Source organism: Bacillus sp. LJBS06 (genome assembly GCF_016924995.1).
Taxonomy (GTDB): domain Bacteria; phylum Bacillota; class Bacilli; order Bacillales; family Bacillaceae; genus Bacillus; species Bacillus stercoris.
On sequence record NZ_CP070483.1, the window covers coordinates 3087501 to 3102694 of the forward strand.

14 protein-coding genes, 2 rRNA genes and 2 riboswitches (1 of these 18 only partly in view) are annotated in these 15194 nt (G+C 44.2%); of the genes, 6 read left to right on the top strand and 10 right to left on the bottom strand.

Going from position 1 to position 15194, the window contains the following annotated elements; translation table 11 throughout:
• Together JQX68_RS15760 and JQX68_RS15765 are read right to left on the bottom strand one after the other, a co-directional pair.
• Window positions 1–350, bottom strand: a 23S ribosomal RNA gene (locus tag JQX68_RS15760) (it extends 2578 nt beyond the left edge of the window).
• Window positions 351–520: 170 nt separating this feature from the next.
• Window positions 521–2069 (bottom strand): 16S ribosomal RNA (locus tag JQX68_RS15765).
• The 16S and 23S rRNA genes sit together here, the layout of an rRNA operon.
• 466 nt (window positions 2070–2535) lie before the next feature.
• Window positions 2536–2637: riboswitch (TPP riboswitch) on the top strand.
• 99 nt (window positions 2638–2736) lie between these two features.
• Between JQX68_RS15765 and thiT the strand changes: the two genes are divergently transcribed.
• A complete protein-coding gene (gene thiT / locus JQX68_RS15770; protein WP_014665124.1) occupies window positions 2737–3315 on the top strand; it encodes an energy-coupled thiamine transporter ThiT in 579 nt (192 codons plus the stop codon).
• Between the two features lie 40 nt (window positions 3316–3355).
• Here the strand turns inward: thiT and JQX68_RS15775 are convergent, their stop codons facing one another.
• From JQX68_RS15775 to JQX68_RS15785, 3 genes are read right to left on the bottom strand one after another with little or no spacing between them, the layout of a single operon-like run.
• Complete coding sequence (locus JQX68_RS15775) at window positions 3356–3877, bottom strand: GNAT family N-acetyltransferase (RefSeq protein WP_014665125.1); 522 nt, start codon at window positions 3875–3877, stop codon at window positions 3356–3358.
• A 17-nt stretch (window positions 3878–3894) separates the two neighbouring features.
• A complete protein-coding gene (gene floT / locus JQX68_RS15780) occupies window positions 3895–5424 on the bottom strand; it encodes a flotillin lipid rafts scaffold protein FloT (protein WP_014665126.1) in 1530 nt (509 codons plus the stop codon).
• A 20-nt stretch (window positions 5425–5444) separates the two neighbouring features.
• The gene (locus tag JQX68_RS15785; protein ID WP_040082019.1) at window positions 5445–5969 is read right to left on the bottom strand and encodes an NfeD family protein; all 525 of its coding nucleotides are present in this window, start codon (window positions 5967–5969) and stop codon (window positions 5445–5447) included.
• 168 nt (window positions 5970–6137) lie between these two features.
• Here JQX68_RS15785 and JQX68_RS15790 point away from each other — a divergent pair, with 168 nt between their 5' ends.
• Window positions 6138–6626: a DinB family protein gene (locus JQX68_RS15790; protein ID WP_040082017.1), complete on the top strand. Its 489-nt coding sequence runs from the start codon at window positions 6138–6140 to the stop codon at window positions 6624–6626.
• Between the two features lie 5 nt (window positions 6627–6631).
• On the opposite strand, the gene JQX68_RS15795 is transcribed toward JQX68_RS15790, so the two are convergent.
• The 3 genes from JQX68_RS15795 to betB all read right to left on the bottom strand — a co-directional run bounded on the left by JQX68_RS15795 (window position 6632) and on the right by betB (window position 9998).
• Window positions 6632–7213, bottom strand: coding sequence for an MOSC domain-containing protein (locus tag JQX68_RS15795; RefSeq protein WP_147772449.1), 582 nt, complete (start codon window positions 7211–7213; stop codon window positions 6632–6634).
• An 87-nt stretch (window positions 7214–7300) separates the two neighbouring features.
• The gene (gbsB, locus tag JQX68_RS15800; protein WP_040082527.1) at window positions 7301–8509 is read right to left on the bottom strand and encodes a choline dehydrogenase; all 1209 of its coding nucleotides are present in this window, start codon (window positions 8507–8509) and stop codon (window positions 7301–7303) included.
• Window positions 8510–8525: 16 nt separating this feature from the next.
• Complete coding sequence (gene betB / locus JQX68_RS15805) at window positions 8526–9998, bottom strand: betaine-aldehyde dehydrogenase (RefSeq protein ID WP_069840211.1); 1473 nt, start codon at window positions 9996–9998, stop codon at window positions 8526–8528.
• Between the two features lie 198 nt (window positions 9999–10196).
• Here betB and gbsR point away from each other — a divergent pair, with 198 nt between their 5' ends.
• From gbsR to ktrB, 4 genes are all read left to right on the top strand, one after another.
• Entirely contained in the window at window positions 10197–10739 is a 543-nt protein-coding gene (gene gbsR, locus JQX68_RS15810) for a transcriptional regulator GbsR (protein WP_134976666.1), read from the top strand.
• 197 nt (window positions 10740–10936) lie between these two features.
• Window positions 10937–11482 carry a biofilm surface layer hydrophobin BslA gene (bslA, locus tag JQX68_RS15815; protein WP_014665133.1) on the top strand — a complete coding sequence of 182 codons (546 nt, stop codon included), beginning with the start codon at window positions 10937–10939 and terminating at the stop codon, window positions 11480–11482.
• A 146-nt stretch (window positions 11483–11628) separates the two neighbouring features.
• Window positions 11629–11777, top strand: a riboswitch (cyclic di-AMP (ydaO/yuaA leader).
• Window positions 11778–11850: 73 nt separating this feature from the next.
• Window positions 11851–12519, top strand: a complete 669-nt coding sequence (gene ktrA, locus JQX68_RS15820; RefSeq protein WP_014665134.1) for a potassium uptake protein KtrA — start codon at window positions 11851–11853, stop codon at window positions 12517–12519.
• A gap of 6 nt (window positions 12520–12525) precedes the next feature.
• Window positions 12526–13863, top strand: a complete 1338-nt coding sequence (ktrB, locus tag JQX68_RS15825; RefSeq protein ID WP_014665135.1) for a Ktr system potassium transporter KtrB — start codon at window positions 12526–12528, stop codon at window positions 13861–13863.
• Between the two features lie 36 nt (window positions 13864–13899).
• Here ktrB and JQX68_RS15830 read toward each other — a convergent pair whose 3' ends face one another.
• Both JQX68_RS15830 and lytG read right to left on the bottom strand, forming a co-directional pair.
• A complete protein-coding gene (locus JQX68_RS15830; protein ID WP_003222348.1) occupies window positions 13900–14163 on the bottom strand; it encodes a YiaA/YiaB family inner membrane protein in 264 nt (87 codons plus the stop codon).
• 108 nt (window positions 14164–14271) lie between these two features.
• Complete coding sequence (lytG, locus tag JQX68_RS15835; protein WP_069150145.1) at window positions 14272–15120, bottom strand: exo-glucosaminidase LytG; 849 nt, start codon at window positions 15118–15120, stop codon at window positions 14272–14274.
• Window positions 15121–15194 lie beyond the last annotated feature (74 nt).

Consider the following 15194-nt stretch of genomic DNA (forward strand, 5'->3'; position numbering starts at 1 on the left):
AGACCTCTTCATCTACCTCGTTCCTTTGTAACTCCGTACAGAGTGTCCTACAACCCCAAGAGGCAAGCCTCTTGGTTTGGGCTAATCCCGTTTCGCTCGCCGCTACTCAGGGAATCGCATTTGCTTTCTCTTCCTCCGGGTACTTAGATGTTTCAGTTCCCCGGGTCTGCCTTCTCATATCCTATGAATTCAGATATGGATACCACTCCATTACGAGTGGTGGGTTTCCCCATTCGGAAATCTCCGGATCAAAGCTTGCTTACAGCTCCCCGAAGCATATCGGTGTTCGTCCCGTCCTTCATCGGCTCCTAGTGCCAAGGCATCCACCGTGCGCCCTTTCTAACTTAACCGTTAAAAAGAATCACTATGTGATATCTTGTATTACTAATTGAATGTGATGTCTACTGTTATCTAGTTTTCAAAGAACACGTTTCGAAGGAATGATCCTTCAAAACTAAACAAGACAGGGAACGTTCTGTTTATAAGACCCAAGGTCTTATATTCCGTATAATATCCTTAGAAAGGAGGTGATCCAGCCGCACCTTCCGATACGGCTACCTTGTTACGACTTCACCCCAATCATCTGTCCCACCTTCGGCGGCTGGCTCCTAAAAGGTTACCTCACCGACTTCGGGTGTTACAAACTCTCGTGGTGTGACGGGCGGTGTGTACAAGGCCCGGGAACGTATTCACCGCGGCATGCTGATCCGCGATTACTAGCGATTCCAGCTTCACGCAGTCGAGTTGCAGACTGCGATCCGAACTGAGAACAGATTTGTGGGATTGGCTTAACCTCGCGGTTTCGCTACCCTTTGTTCTGTCCATTGTAGCACGTGTGTAGCCCAGGTCATAAGGGGCATGATGATTTGACGTCATCCCCACCTTCCTCCGGTTTGTCACCGGCAGTCACCTTAGAGTGCCCAACTGAATGCTGGCAACTAAGATCAAGGGTTGCGCTCGTTGCGGGACTTAACCCAACATCTCACGACACGAGCTGACGACAACCATGCACCACCTGTCACTCTGCCCCCGAAGGGGACGTCCTATCTCTAAGATTGTCAGAGGATGTCAAGACCTGGTAAGGTTCTTCGCGTTGCTTCGAATTAAACCACATGCTCCACCGCTTGTGCGGGCCCCCGTCAATTCCTTTGAGTTTCAGTCTTGCGACCGTACTCCCCAGGCGGAGTGCTTAATGCGTTAGCTGCAGCACTAAGGGGCGGAAACCCCTAACACTTAGCACTCATCGTTTACGGCGTGGACTACCAGGGTATCTAATCCTGTTCGCTCCCCACGCTTTCGCTCCTCAGCGTCAGTTACAGACCAGAGAGTCGCCTTCGCCACTGGTGTTCCTCCACATCTCTACGCATTTCACCGCTACACGTGGAATTCCACTCTCCTCTTCTGCACTCAAGTTCCCCAGTTTCCAATGACCCTCCCCGGTTGAGCCGGGGGCTTTCACATCAGACTTAAGAAACCGCCTGCGAGCCCTTTACGCCCAATAATTCCGGACAACGCTTGCCACCTACGTATTACCGCGGCTGCTGGCACGTAGTTAGCCGTGGCTTTCTGGTTAGGTACCGTCAAGGTACCGCCCTATTCGAACGGTACTTGTTCTTCCCTAACAACAGAGCTTTACGATCCGAAAACCTTCATCACTCACGCGGCGTTGCTCCGTCAGACTTTCGTCCATTGCGGAAGATTCCCTACTGCTGCCTCCCGTAGGAGTCTGGGCCGTGTCTCAGTCCCAGTGTGGCCGATCACCCTCTCAGGTCGGCTACGCATCGTCGCCTTGGTGAGCCATTACCTCACCAACTAGCTAATGCGCCGCGGGTCCATCTGTAAGTGGTAGCCGAAGCCACCTTTTATGTTTGAACCATGCGGTTCAAACAAGCATCCAGTATTAGCCCCGGTTTCCCGGAGTTATCCCAGTCTTACAGGCAGGTTACCCACGTGTTACTCACCCGTCCGCCGCTAACATCAGGGAGCAAGCTCCCATCTGTCCGCTCGACTTGCATGTATTAGGCACGCCGCCAGCGTTCGTCCTGAGCCAGGATCAAACTCTCCGATAAATGGATCACAGGTTAAGTTCACCGCATCCTGCGGCGACACCTGTGTAGCCTGCGTCGTGCAGGCCCTAGTTTGACTGACTACGCACATCGCTGTGCGATTTATAAAAATGAATTAACAGGTACGTTTTGTCTTGTTTAGTTTTCAAAGATCATTTCGTCACTTCTTAATGAAGCAGCTTTACTAATATAACATTCAGCTTCTTTTTTGTCAACAACTTTTTTCGCGTTATTGTTGAAGCTTTTTGTTTGTGTCCACTGTGCATCAGCGACGTTTAATAATATAACACCTGTGTTTATTTATTGCAATAGTTTTTTTAAAAAAATCTATAAAACAAATAAACTATAATCCTCGCCATGATTTCTAAAGCGTGTGTATCATATAATTTTCTTAAAAGAACATATATATCAGTCATGCGATCTTGTTGTTTTTTTCGTTTTCTTGTATAGTAGAAACGAACTAAATACTGATGACCACAAGGGGAGCATTAAAGCTGAGAGTGAGCGGTTTCGTTCTGACCCTTTGAACCTGTTAGTTAACGCTGGCGTAGGGATGTGGCAAAGTCAAATGAATTGCAGATCGTAAAGCAGTGCGTGGAACTTTTCTCATCCTTCCGCGTGCTGCTTTTTTGTTGTCCTTTTGGTTGTCTGTCAATGGAAGGAGATATTTATGGATCAATCTAAGCAACTGGTTCGCCTTATTGAAATTGCCATTATGACAGCAGCAGCCGTTATTTTAGACATTGTCTCAGGAATGTTTCTTAGCATGCCTCAAGGAGGCTCGGTCTCCATCATGATGATTCCGATCTTTTTGATTTCGTTTCGCTGGGGTGTCAAAGCGGGCCTTACTACCGGTTTGTTGACAGGCCTCGTACAAATAGCGATCGGAAACCTGTTTGCACAACATCCTGTACAGCTATTATTAGATTACATTGTCGCGTTCGCAGCAATCGGCATAAGCGGCTGTTTCGCTTCTTCTGTCCGTAAAGCCGCTGTAGCAAAAACAAAAGGGAAATTGATTGTTTCAGTGGTCAGCGCAGTTTTTATCGGCAGTTTCCTGCGCTATGCCGCGCATGTCATTTCAGGAGCTGTGTTTTTCGGCAGCTTCGCTCCAAAAGGAACGCCGGTATGGATTTATTCTTTAACTTATAATGCGACTTATATGGTTCCTTCATTCATTATTTGCGCCATTGTCCTATGTTTATTATTTATGACAGCACCGCGTTTACTCAAAGCTGACAAAGCTTAAAAGTGACAATCCCCCAGCGAATTCCGCTGGGGGATTTTTGTTATCTGTTAAGAAGTGTTTTTAAAGCAGAAAGATCCGGCCAGCCAAGGCCCGCTTCTTTCAGCCTTACTCCGGCAATTTCAAAGCTGTCCTCCGATACTCTTTCAGGAGAATAGGACTGATAAAATATAATCGAGGGGTTCTGCTCAATGACCCAAACAAACATGCTCGAAAAGCCATGTTGAAGCAAAAACTCTGCTCCTTTTGTTAAGAGCGCCCTCCCTGCACCTTGCCGCTGGTGCTCTTCCAGAAGGTAAATAGCATATAGCTCGCCGTCATAGCCTTCTTGTTCAGAGCGGATAGGTCCAAATGAAGCAAAGCCAAATACTGAATCCTTTTCATCCTGGGCAACAAATACTCCCTTTAACGAGCGGCTTTTCCATTTGTCTTCAAATTCCTTATAGTTCAGGCTGTTTAAATAATCAGTCGGGATAATTTCGTGGTATGTTGTCCTCCAGCTGTCTACATGCACCTTTGCAATGTCCTTTATATCATCTAATCTCGCTTCACGTACAGTTACCATCCGGTTCTGTCCTTTCCTTACTCTGATTTTTGGACCGTTTTGGCTTCTTTGATTTCATTTGTTAATTCATTAATGCTTTGTTTTACGTTTCCTTTTCCTGAAAAGTTCTCAATCATTTCTTTTACGTCAATTCCTGAGGATGCTTTTAAACTTTCTTGCAGACTTGACATTAGGTTCGTTGCATAGCTGGTTACTTTGTTTGCGCCGCTTGATTCACCGCTTCCTCCTGTATCTACAACGGTGATTTTATCAATATTTGAAAGAGGAGCCGCTGCTTGTTTCGCGTATTCCGGAAGCATTTTGACGATCATATCGAAAATCGCCGCCTGCCCGTACTGTTCAAAGGCAGCCGCAATTTTCTCTTTTGCTTCCGCTTCTGCAAGACCTTTCAGGCGGATAACCTCAGCCTCTGTTTCTCCTTTTGCCTTTTCAGCTTCTGCTTTGGCTAGCCCGTCAATTCTTACTTTTTCCGCCTCAGCCTTTGCCATTGCTTCTATACTGTACTTCTTGGCATCGGCTTCCGCTAGCTGTTTGGCTTTCTCAGCTGCTGCGGACTGCTCAACAGAATAACGGTCTGCATCGGCTTTTTTCTTCACCTCTGAGTCGTATTGACGTTCACGGCGAAGAATTTCTTTTTCTTCTAGTTCTATTTGCTTTTGGCGTTCGATAATTTTAACCTGCATTTCCTGTTCTGTGACTTGCTGGCGCGCTCTGGCTGTCTCTAAATCATATGCTTGGTCAGCATTCGCTTTTGCCGTATCTTGGTCTCTGCGGAATTCAGCCATTTTGAGCTGATTGATTTTTTCAGCTTCAGCGATTTCCGTCGCCCGTTCAAGTTCAGATTTCTTTGCATCTTTATCGGCTTCTGCCCGCTTAATCCGGGTTTCTTTATCAGCCTCTGCTGTTGCGATATCAGCATCGCGTTTTACTTGGGCAATTCTCGGTTTCCCTAATGATTCAAGATAACCGTTTTTATCACGTACATCTTTAATGGTAAACGAGACGATTACAAGCCCCATTTTCGCGAGATCCTGTGAAGCGACACGCTGCACTTCTTGAGAGAATTTTTCTCTGTTTTTATAGATTTCTTCTACTGTCATTGAGCCGAGAATGGAACGAAGGTGGCCTTCTAAAACCTCCCGCGCTTCCTGCTCACGGTCGTCTTTTGATTTTCCTAAAAATTGTTCGGCTGCTGTAGCGATTTCTCCTATAGAACCGCCGATTTTAATAATCGCAGTTCCATCAGCCATTACAGGCACTCCTTGCTCTGTATAGACTTCAGGTGTCGAAACATCAAGTTTACTTGACAATAAGCTTAGCGGCTCAGCCTGCTGGAAGACGGGAAGGACAAAGGTTCCTCCGCCGCGGACGATTTTGAGACGGTTGCCGCCTTCATCGACATGAACATTTTTATTGCCCAGATAACTCCCCGTTACGATTAACGCTTCATCAGGCCCTGCTGTACGATACTTTGTAATAAACACAGCTATTAGTGCAATTAATAAAAAGAATACAACTCCGATGATCATTATAATCGGCATTGTCATATCAAATTCCTCCTTGTGTTTTAAATGGATTCATGCGGAGTAACAGAAAGAACTCCATTGCTAATATCTACGACCAACACCGTTGTCCCGTAACTGATTTGCTGATTATCAAAACTGACCGCTGACTTTGAAATGGTGCCGCCTATTCCTTCAATGACCACTTCGCCAAACCCGTCAACTGGAACAGCTGTAATGACTTTACCGACTCTCCCTCTTAGATCATCTTCTCTATATGCCAATGATTCTTCCGCGGATGATAATGGAACCAGCACAAAGATGTGAAGCAATATCACCAGCATGATTGAAAGGATGCAAGATAAAAGCGCAATCAGCAAGCTTGACAGCGGCAATACGAGCTCGCCTATATATCCGCCTGCTGAAAAACATGTGAAAAATGAGAGCACTAATGTCGGATTTAGAAACGGAATACCTTCCGACAGTCCTGCAAATACATCTCCGAAAAACAGAAATAACAGCGTAAGACTGCCGGCAATCATAAGCGTATAAAGATAAATCGTTTGTATAGGTACACCAAATAACTCCAATTCCCTCATCCTTTCTTCATCAATGCATTGATGAACGGCTGCCGTTACCATTTATACGAGACAACGCAGGAAAAGTTTCAAAATTTTAAGACAAATAACCTATTTTGAAGTGCTTTATAAATGATAATTGCTTATATATATGGTAATGTCATTTTAGGAGGAGATATGATGAGTATCTTTAATGAAGCCAGATTAGAAACGTGGAACGAATTGAAAGGACTTTCTGACGAAAAGCTGAACCAAAAGCCTTCTGCTGATGAATGGAGTATACGGGAAGTTCTTGACCATTTGAAAAAAATCGATATGACAGCACAAAAAATGCTGAAGGAACGTGTAAAGGACGCTCCTATCAAAGAAATTGAAGAAAAACCGCTTGAGGTGGCACAGAACAGAAATAATAAACGGAAAGCTCCGAGTCATCTTGAACCTGCGCATGATTTTATTTCAGGCAGCCAAATGAAACGCGAGCTTGATGTTGTAAGAGAGCAGCTGACAGCCACGATTGCCTCTCTGAAAGAAGAAGATTTTGAAAGAGTGCTTCCGCATCCTGTGTTTCAAGAGCTGACTGTCAGACAGTGGATCGATTTTATCGGCCATCATGAAAAACGGCACCTCAGCCAAATGAAAGAAATTAAAGAAAAGATAGAAAGGGCCTGATTTGTTCAGACCCTTTCTGCTTTTCGTGGTTTGACTTTCCGCTGAAAGGAGTGAACTTCTATTTCATCACCTTCGTAAACAGCTCCGGGTCTCTCAACAATGCACACAATCCCTCTTATGCCCAGTGCGTGACGGACAAAAGCCGGCGCCAGCTTCGACTTGTCCGGATAATAAGACTGAATGACTTCTCCCGGCTGAATGCACGGATCATTTTCGCCCTCGCACAGCAGAGCGGCTCCGCTCGGAAAAACAATCCGGCTTCCTTCTTTTAATGTAGTAAGATCTGGTATACCGCTGACTGCCACATTCGCCCCGAGCCATTCCGGCAAAATCCTCGGCACTCCCATTTTTAAAGCGATTTCGTTACATTCCTCTATTGAAACAATTGAAATTTGTCTGCGGTTGAAAATTTCAGTCCCTCTTGAAAACATTGGTTCTCTGGCTCCCGCTTTTTTGGTCAGGCCAAAATGCAAGTCTCCGGGGATGCCGCCATATTCAAAATCAAGCTTGTCCATTTGCTTTGTTACGAAGCTTTCTGTATCTGCAATATATAAGCCTTCTGCTTTTGCGGTCATACGCTTCCACATCAGCTGGCACCTTCCTTCTCATCTAAAATTTCCATCTATGCTTCATTATCCCAAAAAATCCCGCTCTGTAAAGGAGCGGGATTTTGATTATACCGTTTTAGGCGTAAGGTTAAAGCAGCGCTTGTAGATCCAGTTGTATGCTTTTTCATTTAAATCTCTAGGATTTCCGAAGGTTTGCGGGTCTTTCATTGCTTCTTTAGACAAGCGTTCGATCATGTCAGGTGACACTCCCTGCTCTTCTAAAGTCGGCACTTCTAATTCTTTGACCAGATCATACATCCAATTGACAGATGCTTTCGCAGCTTCTTCTGTTGTCATCTTGCTTGTATCAATACCGAAGGCTTTCGCAATCCGTGCAAACTTCTCAGGATAGCCCTTCCAGTTGTATTCCATGACAGGACCCATCATCGCCGCCACACATTGGCCGTGAGCGACTGGGATAATACCGCCAAGCGTTTGGCTCATCGCGTGAGCCGCGCCAGCTGATTCACTGCCGTAAGAAAGACCGGCAAGCATTGCAGCCTGCGCCATTCCGTATCTTGCTTCCAGATCCTCTCCGTCAGCAAATGCCCTTTTAATGTAATGAGCGGCATATTCAATTGCCATTAAGGCAACTGCATCCGTAATTGGCTGCGCAAACTTCATTGTATAGCACTCAATAGCATGAGCAAGCGCATCAATTCCCGTCATGGCAGTTACATGCGGAGGCATTGAAACATGAAGCTCAGGATCAATGATGGTCAAGTGCGCTGCAATCAGCGGACCGCCCGTGTTGAATTTGAATTCTCTTTCTTCATCTGTGATCACCGCCCATTGTGTTACTTCTGATCCTGTTCCAGCCGTAGTGGGAATTGTCGTCAGTGGAGGAATGCGGTTTTCCAGCGGTTTTTTCCCATCTGCCGCTTCATAATCAAGCACGCTTCCTTCGTGAGTTGCTTCTACTCCGATTGCTTTTGCTGTATCCATGGAGCTTCCGCCTCCAACTGCCACCAAGCCATTACAGTTCTCTTTTTTGTAAAGCTCAGATCCTTCATTCACCAGACGGACAGGCGGGTTTGGCTCCACTTTATTAAAGAGCACCACTTCAATGCCTGCTTCTTTAAGTGATTCGATAACAGGATCAGCTACGCCAGCTTTATAAATCCCTGGGTCTGTGACAAGGAGCGCTTTTGAAACGCCCAGTGCAGCTACTTCCTCACCCGTATGCTTGATGGCTCCGATTCCGTGCTTAATGACAGTCGGAATTTCAAATGTGTGGAATTTCTGCATACTTTCTACCTTCATATTTAATGTCATCATCAATCTCCCCCTCTTATGAATTGAACCAGTTAACCGCTGCCGGTTTTGTATTGCGATATACGTGCTTGACTTCTGTGTATTCTTCAAGGCCTATTTTTCCAAGCTCGCGTCCGAACCCGGATTGCTTATAGCCGCCCCATGGCGCCTGTGCAAAGTACGGATGAAAATCGTTGATCCAAACAGTTCCCATTCTCAAACGGGCTGCTACCCGTTCGCATTTTTCAATATCTTTTGACCATACCGCTCCGGCCAGGCCGTAGATGGTATCATTCGCAAGCTCAATTACCTCTTCTTCAGAGCTAAAGGTTTCGACTGTCAAAACAGGACCGAAAACCTCTTCCTGTACGATTCTCATGTCAGATTTACAGTTTGAAAAAATAGTAGGTTCATAGAAAAAGCCATTTTGAAGCGCTGGGTCTTCCGGGCGTTTGCCTCCTGTCTCAAGCTTCGCGCCTTCTTCTATTCCGATCTCTACATATTTTTCTACCTTTGCCCTGTGCTCCGCCGAAATAAGCGGACCGCTTTCTGTCTCTGCGTGAAAACCGTTTCCGAGTTTTATGCGTTTTGCCCGTTTGACCAGCTCCGCCAAAAATTGATCATGAATGGCGTCCTCAACAAGCAAGCGAGAGCCTGCAGAGCATACTTGGCCAGCGTGGAAAAATACAGCGTTTAATGCCTGATCAACCGCAACTTCTAAATCCGCGTCCTTGAAAACGATATTTGGGTTTTTCCCGCCAAGTTCAAGGGCGATTTTTTTGACATTTCCGCTTGCCGCCCGCATGATTTTTTTGCCTGTTTCGATTCCGCCTGTAAACGAAATCAAATCGACGTCTTTGTTTGCGGCAAGCTCATCGCCCACTGTAGCTCCCGGTCCAAGGACAAGATTGGCGACACCTTTTGGAACGCCGGCTTCTTCCATCAGTTTAAAGACTTTGATTGTCGTCAGCGGCGTAATCTCACTCGGCTTCATGACGATTGTATTTCCTGCAGCCAGTGCAGGTGCGATTTTCCAGCTCGCTTGAAGAAGCGGATAATTCCATGGAGTGATCTGGCCGCAAACCCCAATCGGCTCCCTAATGATTTTGCTTTCTGAATCAGGAATCGGAGATGAAATGATTTCTCCGCCATCTTTGTCAGCCAAGCCGGCGTAATATTGAAAAACATTGGCGATATCGTCCATATCGGCTTTGCTTTCTTCGAGTGTTTTTCCTGTATCAAGAGATTCAAGCTCTGCCAGTTCCTCAAGATCGCGTCTGATTAATTCCGCAATTTTCAGAACAATCTTCCCGCGTTCAAGCCCGGATAATGAAGACCATTCTCCTTTGTCAAATGCTCTGCGCGCGGCTGCGATTGCCTTGATGGCGTCCTCTCGCCCTCCCTCGCTTACAGTTGCAATTTCTTCTTGATTAAATGGATTGATAATGCTCCGGATCTGTCCTTTTTCCGCACTGATCCATTCTCCGTCAATGTAAAATGTTTGACTCATATAAGCCTCCTTGACGTAAATAAAGTTTGTTAAATAAAAATTTAATGTTTTTAACAACCTTAATCTAACATACGGTTTTTAAACTGTCAAAGCCCCTTTTCGATTTTTCTTTTTGACTTTTCCTTATGTTTCGTTAAGATAAAGAACATAAAGAAATAACTTAACGAATTTAACTTTCTAAAGGAAAAGAGGGTCAGTATGGATGAAAATCCAGAATTTGCAGCTATAGAACAGGCTCGGGATCTTGTTATTGACTCCATTGCTGAAACGATGGATCTTTACGGAATTACCCGCAGTGTCGGGATTTTATATGGGACGATGTATATGAGGGATGAGATGACGCTTGACGAAATGCGTGAGGAGTTGCAAATGAGCAAACCAAGCATGAGCACAGGCGTCAAAAAGCTTCAAGACTTAAACGTAGTGAAAAAAACATTTCACCGGGGCATCCGCAAGCATACATTTGTAGCTGAAAAAGATTTCTTTAAATTTTTCACAAATTTCTTTCCCCCTAAATGGGAGCGGGAGGTTCAAGTCAATGTAGCAGCGATCGAAGAAGCTCAGGCTGATTTACAAAAGGTTTTAAGCAAGGAAGATCTCGATAAGGATAGCAAAAATGAAGCGCTGCAGTTATATGATCAGCTGGAAAGCTCTAAAGCTTACTACGACTGGCTGAAGCGGCTTGCTGAAGCGGTGCAGAGCGGAGAAATTTTTAAATTTATACCGATCGAAACAAAGTAAAACAGCAAACGCCTGGGAAACCAGGCGTTTTTTTAGTGTAACTACTACAAATTTGAAAAATACGGGAAAAACACCCCATTTACTTCCAAAATATTTGATGGTAATTTTATGTAGGTAAAATTTGTATTTGGCCTTTCAGAGGAGGTGAAGAGCGGGCAGGCCTGTTTAATTTATTAATTTTTAGGGGGAATTTTATTATGAAACGCAAATTATTATCTTCTTTGGCAATTAGTGCTTTAAGTCTCGGGTTACTCGTTTCTGCACCAACAGCTTCTTTCGCGGCTGAATCTACATCAACTAAAGCTCATACTGAATCTACTATGAGAACACAGTCTACAGCGTCATTGTTCGCAACAATCACTGGCGCCAGCAAAACGGAATGGTCTTTCTCAGATATCGAATTGACTTACCGTCCAAACACGCTTCTCAGCCTTGGCGTGATGGAATTTACGTTACCAAGCGGATTTACTGCAAATACGAAGGACACAATGAACGGTAATGCCTTGCGTGAAACACAGATCCTCAATAATGGGAAAACAGTGAGAATTCCTTTGGCACTTGATTTGTTAGGAGCTGGCGAATTCAAATTAAAACTGAATAACAAAACACTTCCTGCCGCTGGTACATATACTTTCCGCGCGGAGAATAAATCATTGAGCATCGGAAATAAATTTTACGCAGAAGCCAGCATTGACGTGGCTAAGCGCAGTACTCCTCCGACTCAGCCATGCGGCTGCAACTAATGTAAAAGACCGGTTAACACCGGTCTTTTTTTGCGTTTTCCCCTCCCCTTTTTTCTCTCATTTCAGTTATCTTTTTTCTGGTTTAAAATTTAAATTGACAAACACTAGAAACAGGAGTAAATTCTTGAGTGTTCAATTTCATACAGTCTCTTTTACCGCTTAATCAAACACGAACGGGGGAACCAACGATTGGCTGTTTTATTAACAGCCTTGGGGTGAATCTTACTAAGTAAGAGGGGGTACTCTGAATCCCTAATCCGACAGCTAACCTCGTAGGCGTATACAGAGAGGAGGTCTATTGCGACCATTCTTCGAAATGGTCTTTTTTTCTTAAAAAAACGTTAATTTTACTAAGGGAGTTATGAACATTGGGAAGAATAAAAAATAAGCAATTTGCCGTGATCGGGCTGGGCCGGTTTGGCGGCAGCATTTGCAAAGAGCTGCACAGAATGGGACACGAAGTCCTTGCAGTTGATATCAACGAAGAAAAGGTCAATGCTTATGCTTCTTACGCCACTCATGCGGTAATTGCCAACGCCACCGAAGAAAACGAATTGCTTTCATTAGGAATACGCAATTTTGAATATGTGATTGTTGCCATCGGAGCGAATATTCAAGCGAGTACGCTGACCACCTTATTATTAAAGGAGTTTGATATTCCAAATATTTGGGTGAAGGCTCAAAACTATTATCATCATAAGGTGCTTGAAAAAATCGGCGCGGATCGTATTATCCACCCTGAAAAGGACATGGGTGTCAAGATCGCACAAAGCCTTTCTGACGAAAACGTTTTGAATTACATTGATTTATCTGATGATTACAGTATTGTCGAGCTGCTGGCAACGCGAAAGCTTGATTCAAAATCAATTATTGACCTGAATGTGAGAGCAAAGTACGGCTGCACGATCCTGGCCATTAAACATCATGGAGATATCCGTCTTTCTCCCGCACCTGAAGACATCATTCACGAGCAGGATTGCCTGGTGATCATGGGACACAAAAAGGATATTAAACGTTTTGAAAACGAAGGGATGTAGACAAAGGTGACACTTCAAAAGGATAAAGTGATCAAATGGGTTCGGTTTACACCGCCTCAAGTGCTTGCAATTGGTTTTTTCCTAACCATTATCATCGGGGCTGTGCTGTTGAAGCTTCCGTTTTCTACACTGAAGCCATTGTCATGGATCGATGCCCTTTTTACTGCAGCTTCCGCTACAACCGTTACAGGGCTTGCAGTTGTCGATACCGGTACAGAATTTACACTTTTCGGGCAAACTGTCATCATGGGGCTGATTCAGATCGGCGGGCTTGGATTTATGACGTTTGCTGTTTTGATCGTCATGATATTAGGGAAAAAAATCGGGTTGAAAGAACGAATGCTGGTTCAGGAAGCCTTAAACCAGCCGACAATCGGCGGCGTCATTGGCCTTGTCAAAGTCCTGTTTCTGTTCTCGATCAGTATTGAATTGATAGCAGCACTCATCCTATCCATCCGGCTTGTGCCTCAGTATGGCTGGTCATCTGGATTGTTTGCCAGTCTGTTTCACGCGATTTCTGCTTTTAACAATGCCGGGTTTTCGCTGTGGCCTGATAATTTGATGAGCTACGTTGGGGACCCTACAGTGAACCTTGTGATTACTTTCTTATTTATTACAGGGGGGATCGGATTTACGGTTCTGTTTGACATTATGAAAAATCGGCGTTTCAAAGCTTTTTCCTTACATACAAAGCTTATGCTTACAGGAACGCTGATGTTGAATGCGATTGCTATGCTTGTGATCTTTATTCTAGAGTACAGCAACCCTGGCACACTAGGTCACCTGCATATAGGGGATAAACTATGGGCTTCCTATTTTCAGGCAGTGACGCCGAGAACCGCAGGCTTCAACTCCCTTGATTTTGGAAGTATGAGAGAAGGAACCATTGTATTTACTTTATTATTGATGTTTATCGGAGCAGGCAGCGCTTCTACGGCGAGCGGCATTAAGCTGACTACGTTCATCGTGATTTTAACATCTGTTATTGCTTACTTGAGAGGTAAAAAAGAAACGGTGATTTTCCGCCGCTCCATCAAATATCCGGTAATCATTAAGGCTTTAGCTGTGAGCGTCACCGGTTTGTTCATCGTGTTTTTAGGGATATTCGCCCTGACGATCACAGAACAAGCGCCGTTTATTCACATTGTGTTTGAAACCTTTTCCGCTTTCGGAACTGTCGGTCTATCGATGGGGCTTACTCCTGAACTGACAACAGCTGGCAAGTGTATCATCATTGTCATCATGTTCATCGGAAGAATTGGTCCTTTAACGTTCGTGTTTTCCTTCGCAAAAACAGAGCAATCAAATATTCGATACCCTGACGGCGAAGTGTTTACAGGGTGATATCAAAAAAATCCGGCGTGCAATCGCCGGATTTTTTTATGATTCGATATGAGATTGATTTTGTCTTTTTTCTTGTTCTGCGATGATCTCGTTGTCCTCTGCGTTATCACGGGTCACTTTTTGTGTAAGAATCGCACCAACAGCTACGAGTATCATAACAGCGATGTAATAACCTTTTTCATTGAGTTCCAGGTTATCAGCATTATAGAGTCCGATACTAAACAAAAATACTCCTGCAAAAAAAGTGAAATAAGCCAATACGGTAAAGGCAACCGTATTTCTGCGTCTATATTTCTGCACCTTTGTTCCCTCCCAAAAGCATAGTTAATTAGTGTTAACTGTCGTGGAATATTATACCTCAAATTCCCCGGAATGGAACAAAGAATTAAAAATACCAGTAAAAAGGACTTAGGTTGCTTCCTTTATTTCAACAGCGGAATCATCAATCCAGCCGATGAGTTTATTATTGATTTGGAATTGATACCATACAGACTGGCCTTTCTGTTTTTTAGACACAACCTTTATATCTTTGCCGACGTAAGATTGGGCAGAGGTAAGCCTTATAGACCGATCATCAGTAGAAGGCTTGGACCATACGTCTTGAACGGCACTATCTTTAATGGAAGCATGTAAATCCACTGATTTGAGGGATGGGTTTACCTTATCGTACTCATCCAAATCGTATTTTTCCACAATAGCGCTGATTTTATGAGCGTAGTCAGGGTCTGTAGCATATCCTGCTGTTTGCAGTGCAGTAGCAGCTTCCTTATAATCTCCAGCCTCAAGCACAGGTTTATACTTCTTTTTATTCCACGATGTGCCGCGGACGAACAATTGGGCATGGTCATCCATCGATTCAAAAAACGTGCTGTATTTTCGAAACTTCGCACGAATGGTTTTTCTTTTCCCTTTTTCAACTTCGTCCGTTTCCATCGTAACGTGATGGCCTTTATAATTTCCTTTCACGCCAAAAAGGTTGTTCGCCTTAGCAGCCAGCTCGCTGTTCCCCCAGTCAGATTCGAGAATGGCCTGAGCGATTGTGATGCTGGGGAGGACATGATATTTTTCATACAAAATTTGGGCATGCCCGGACAGGCTGTCTATAAATACTTGCTGTTCATCAATTTCTTCAGTTTCTTTAGATGTTTCAATCGGTTTTGATAAAGTTGTCGCTAAAACAAACAGAGCTAGCGGAATCGATACAATGAAAAATAGTGAAATGAAGAGTTTACGTTTTTTCAATTTTTTACGGGCCATGAAAACCTTCCTTCGAATTAAGAGATTACGAATGTAAAAGAATCTACCTTTTAGAATTTTACTTGCACTTCTAA

Excerpts from the sequence above, each read along its gene's own strand:
- lytG (WP_069150145.1), bottom strand. The coding sequence starts at position 15,120 with ATGGCCCGTAAAAAATTGAAAAAACGTAAACTCTTCATTTCACTATTT.
- gbsR (WP_134976666.1), top strand. The coding sequence starts at position 10,197 with ATGGATGAAAATCCAGAATTTGCAGCTATAGAACAGGCTCGGGATCTT.
- JQX68_RS15775 (WP_014665125.1), bottom strand. The coding sequence starts at position 3,877 with ATGGTAACTGTACGTGAAGCGAGATTAGATGATATAAAGGACATTGCA.
- JQX68_RS15790 (WP_040082017.1), top strand. The coding sequence starts at position 6,138 with ATGAGTATCTTTAATGAAGCCAGATTAGAAACGTGGAACGAATTGAAA.
- floT (WP_014665126.1), bottom strand. The coding sequence starts at position 5,424 with ATGACAATGCCGATTATAATGATCATCGGAGTTGTATTCTTTTTATTA.
- bslA (WP_014665133.1), top strand. The coding sequence starts at position 10,937 with ATGAAACGCAAATTATTATCTTCTTTGGCAATTAGTGCTTTAAGTCTC.
- gbsB (WP_040082527.1), bottom strand. The coding sequence starts at position 8,509 with ATGACATTAAATATGAAGGTAGAAAGTATGCAGAAATTCCACACATTT.
- betB (WP_069840211.1), bottom strand. The coding sequence starts at position 9,998 with ATGAGTCAAACATTTTACATTGACGGAGAATGGATCAGTGCGGAAAAA.
- thiT (WP_014665124.1), top strand. The coding sequence starts at position 2,737 with ATGGATCAATCTAAGCAACTGGTTCGCCTTATTGAAATTGCCATTATG.
- JQX68_RS15795 (WP_147772449.1), bottom strand. The coding sequence starts at position 7,213 with ATGTGGAAGCGTATGACCGCAAAAGCAGAAGGCTTATATATTGCAGAT.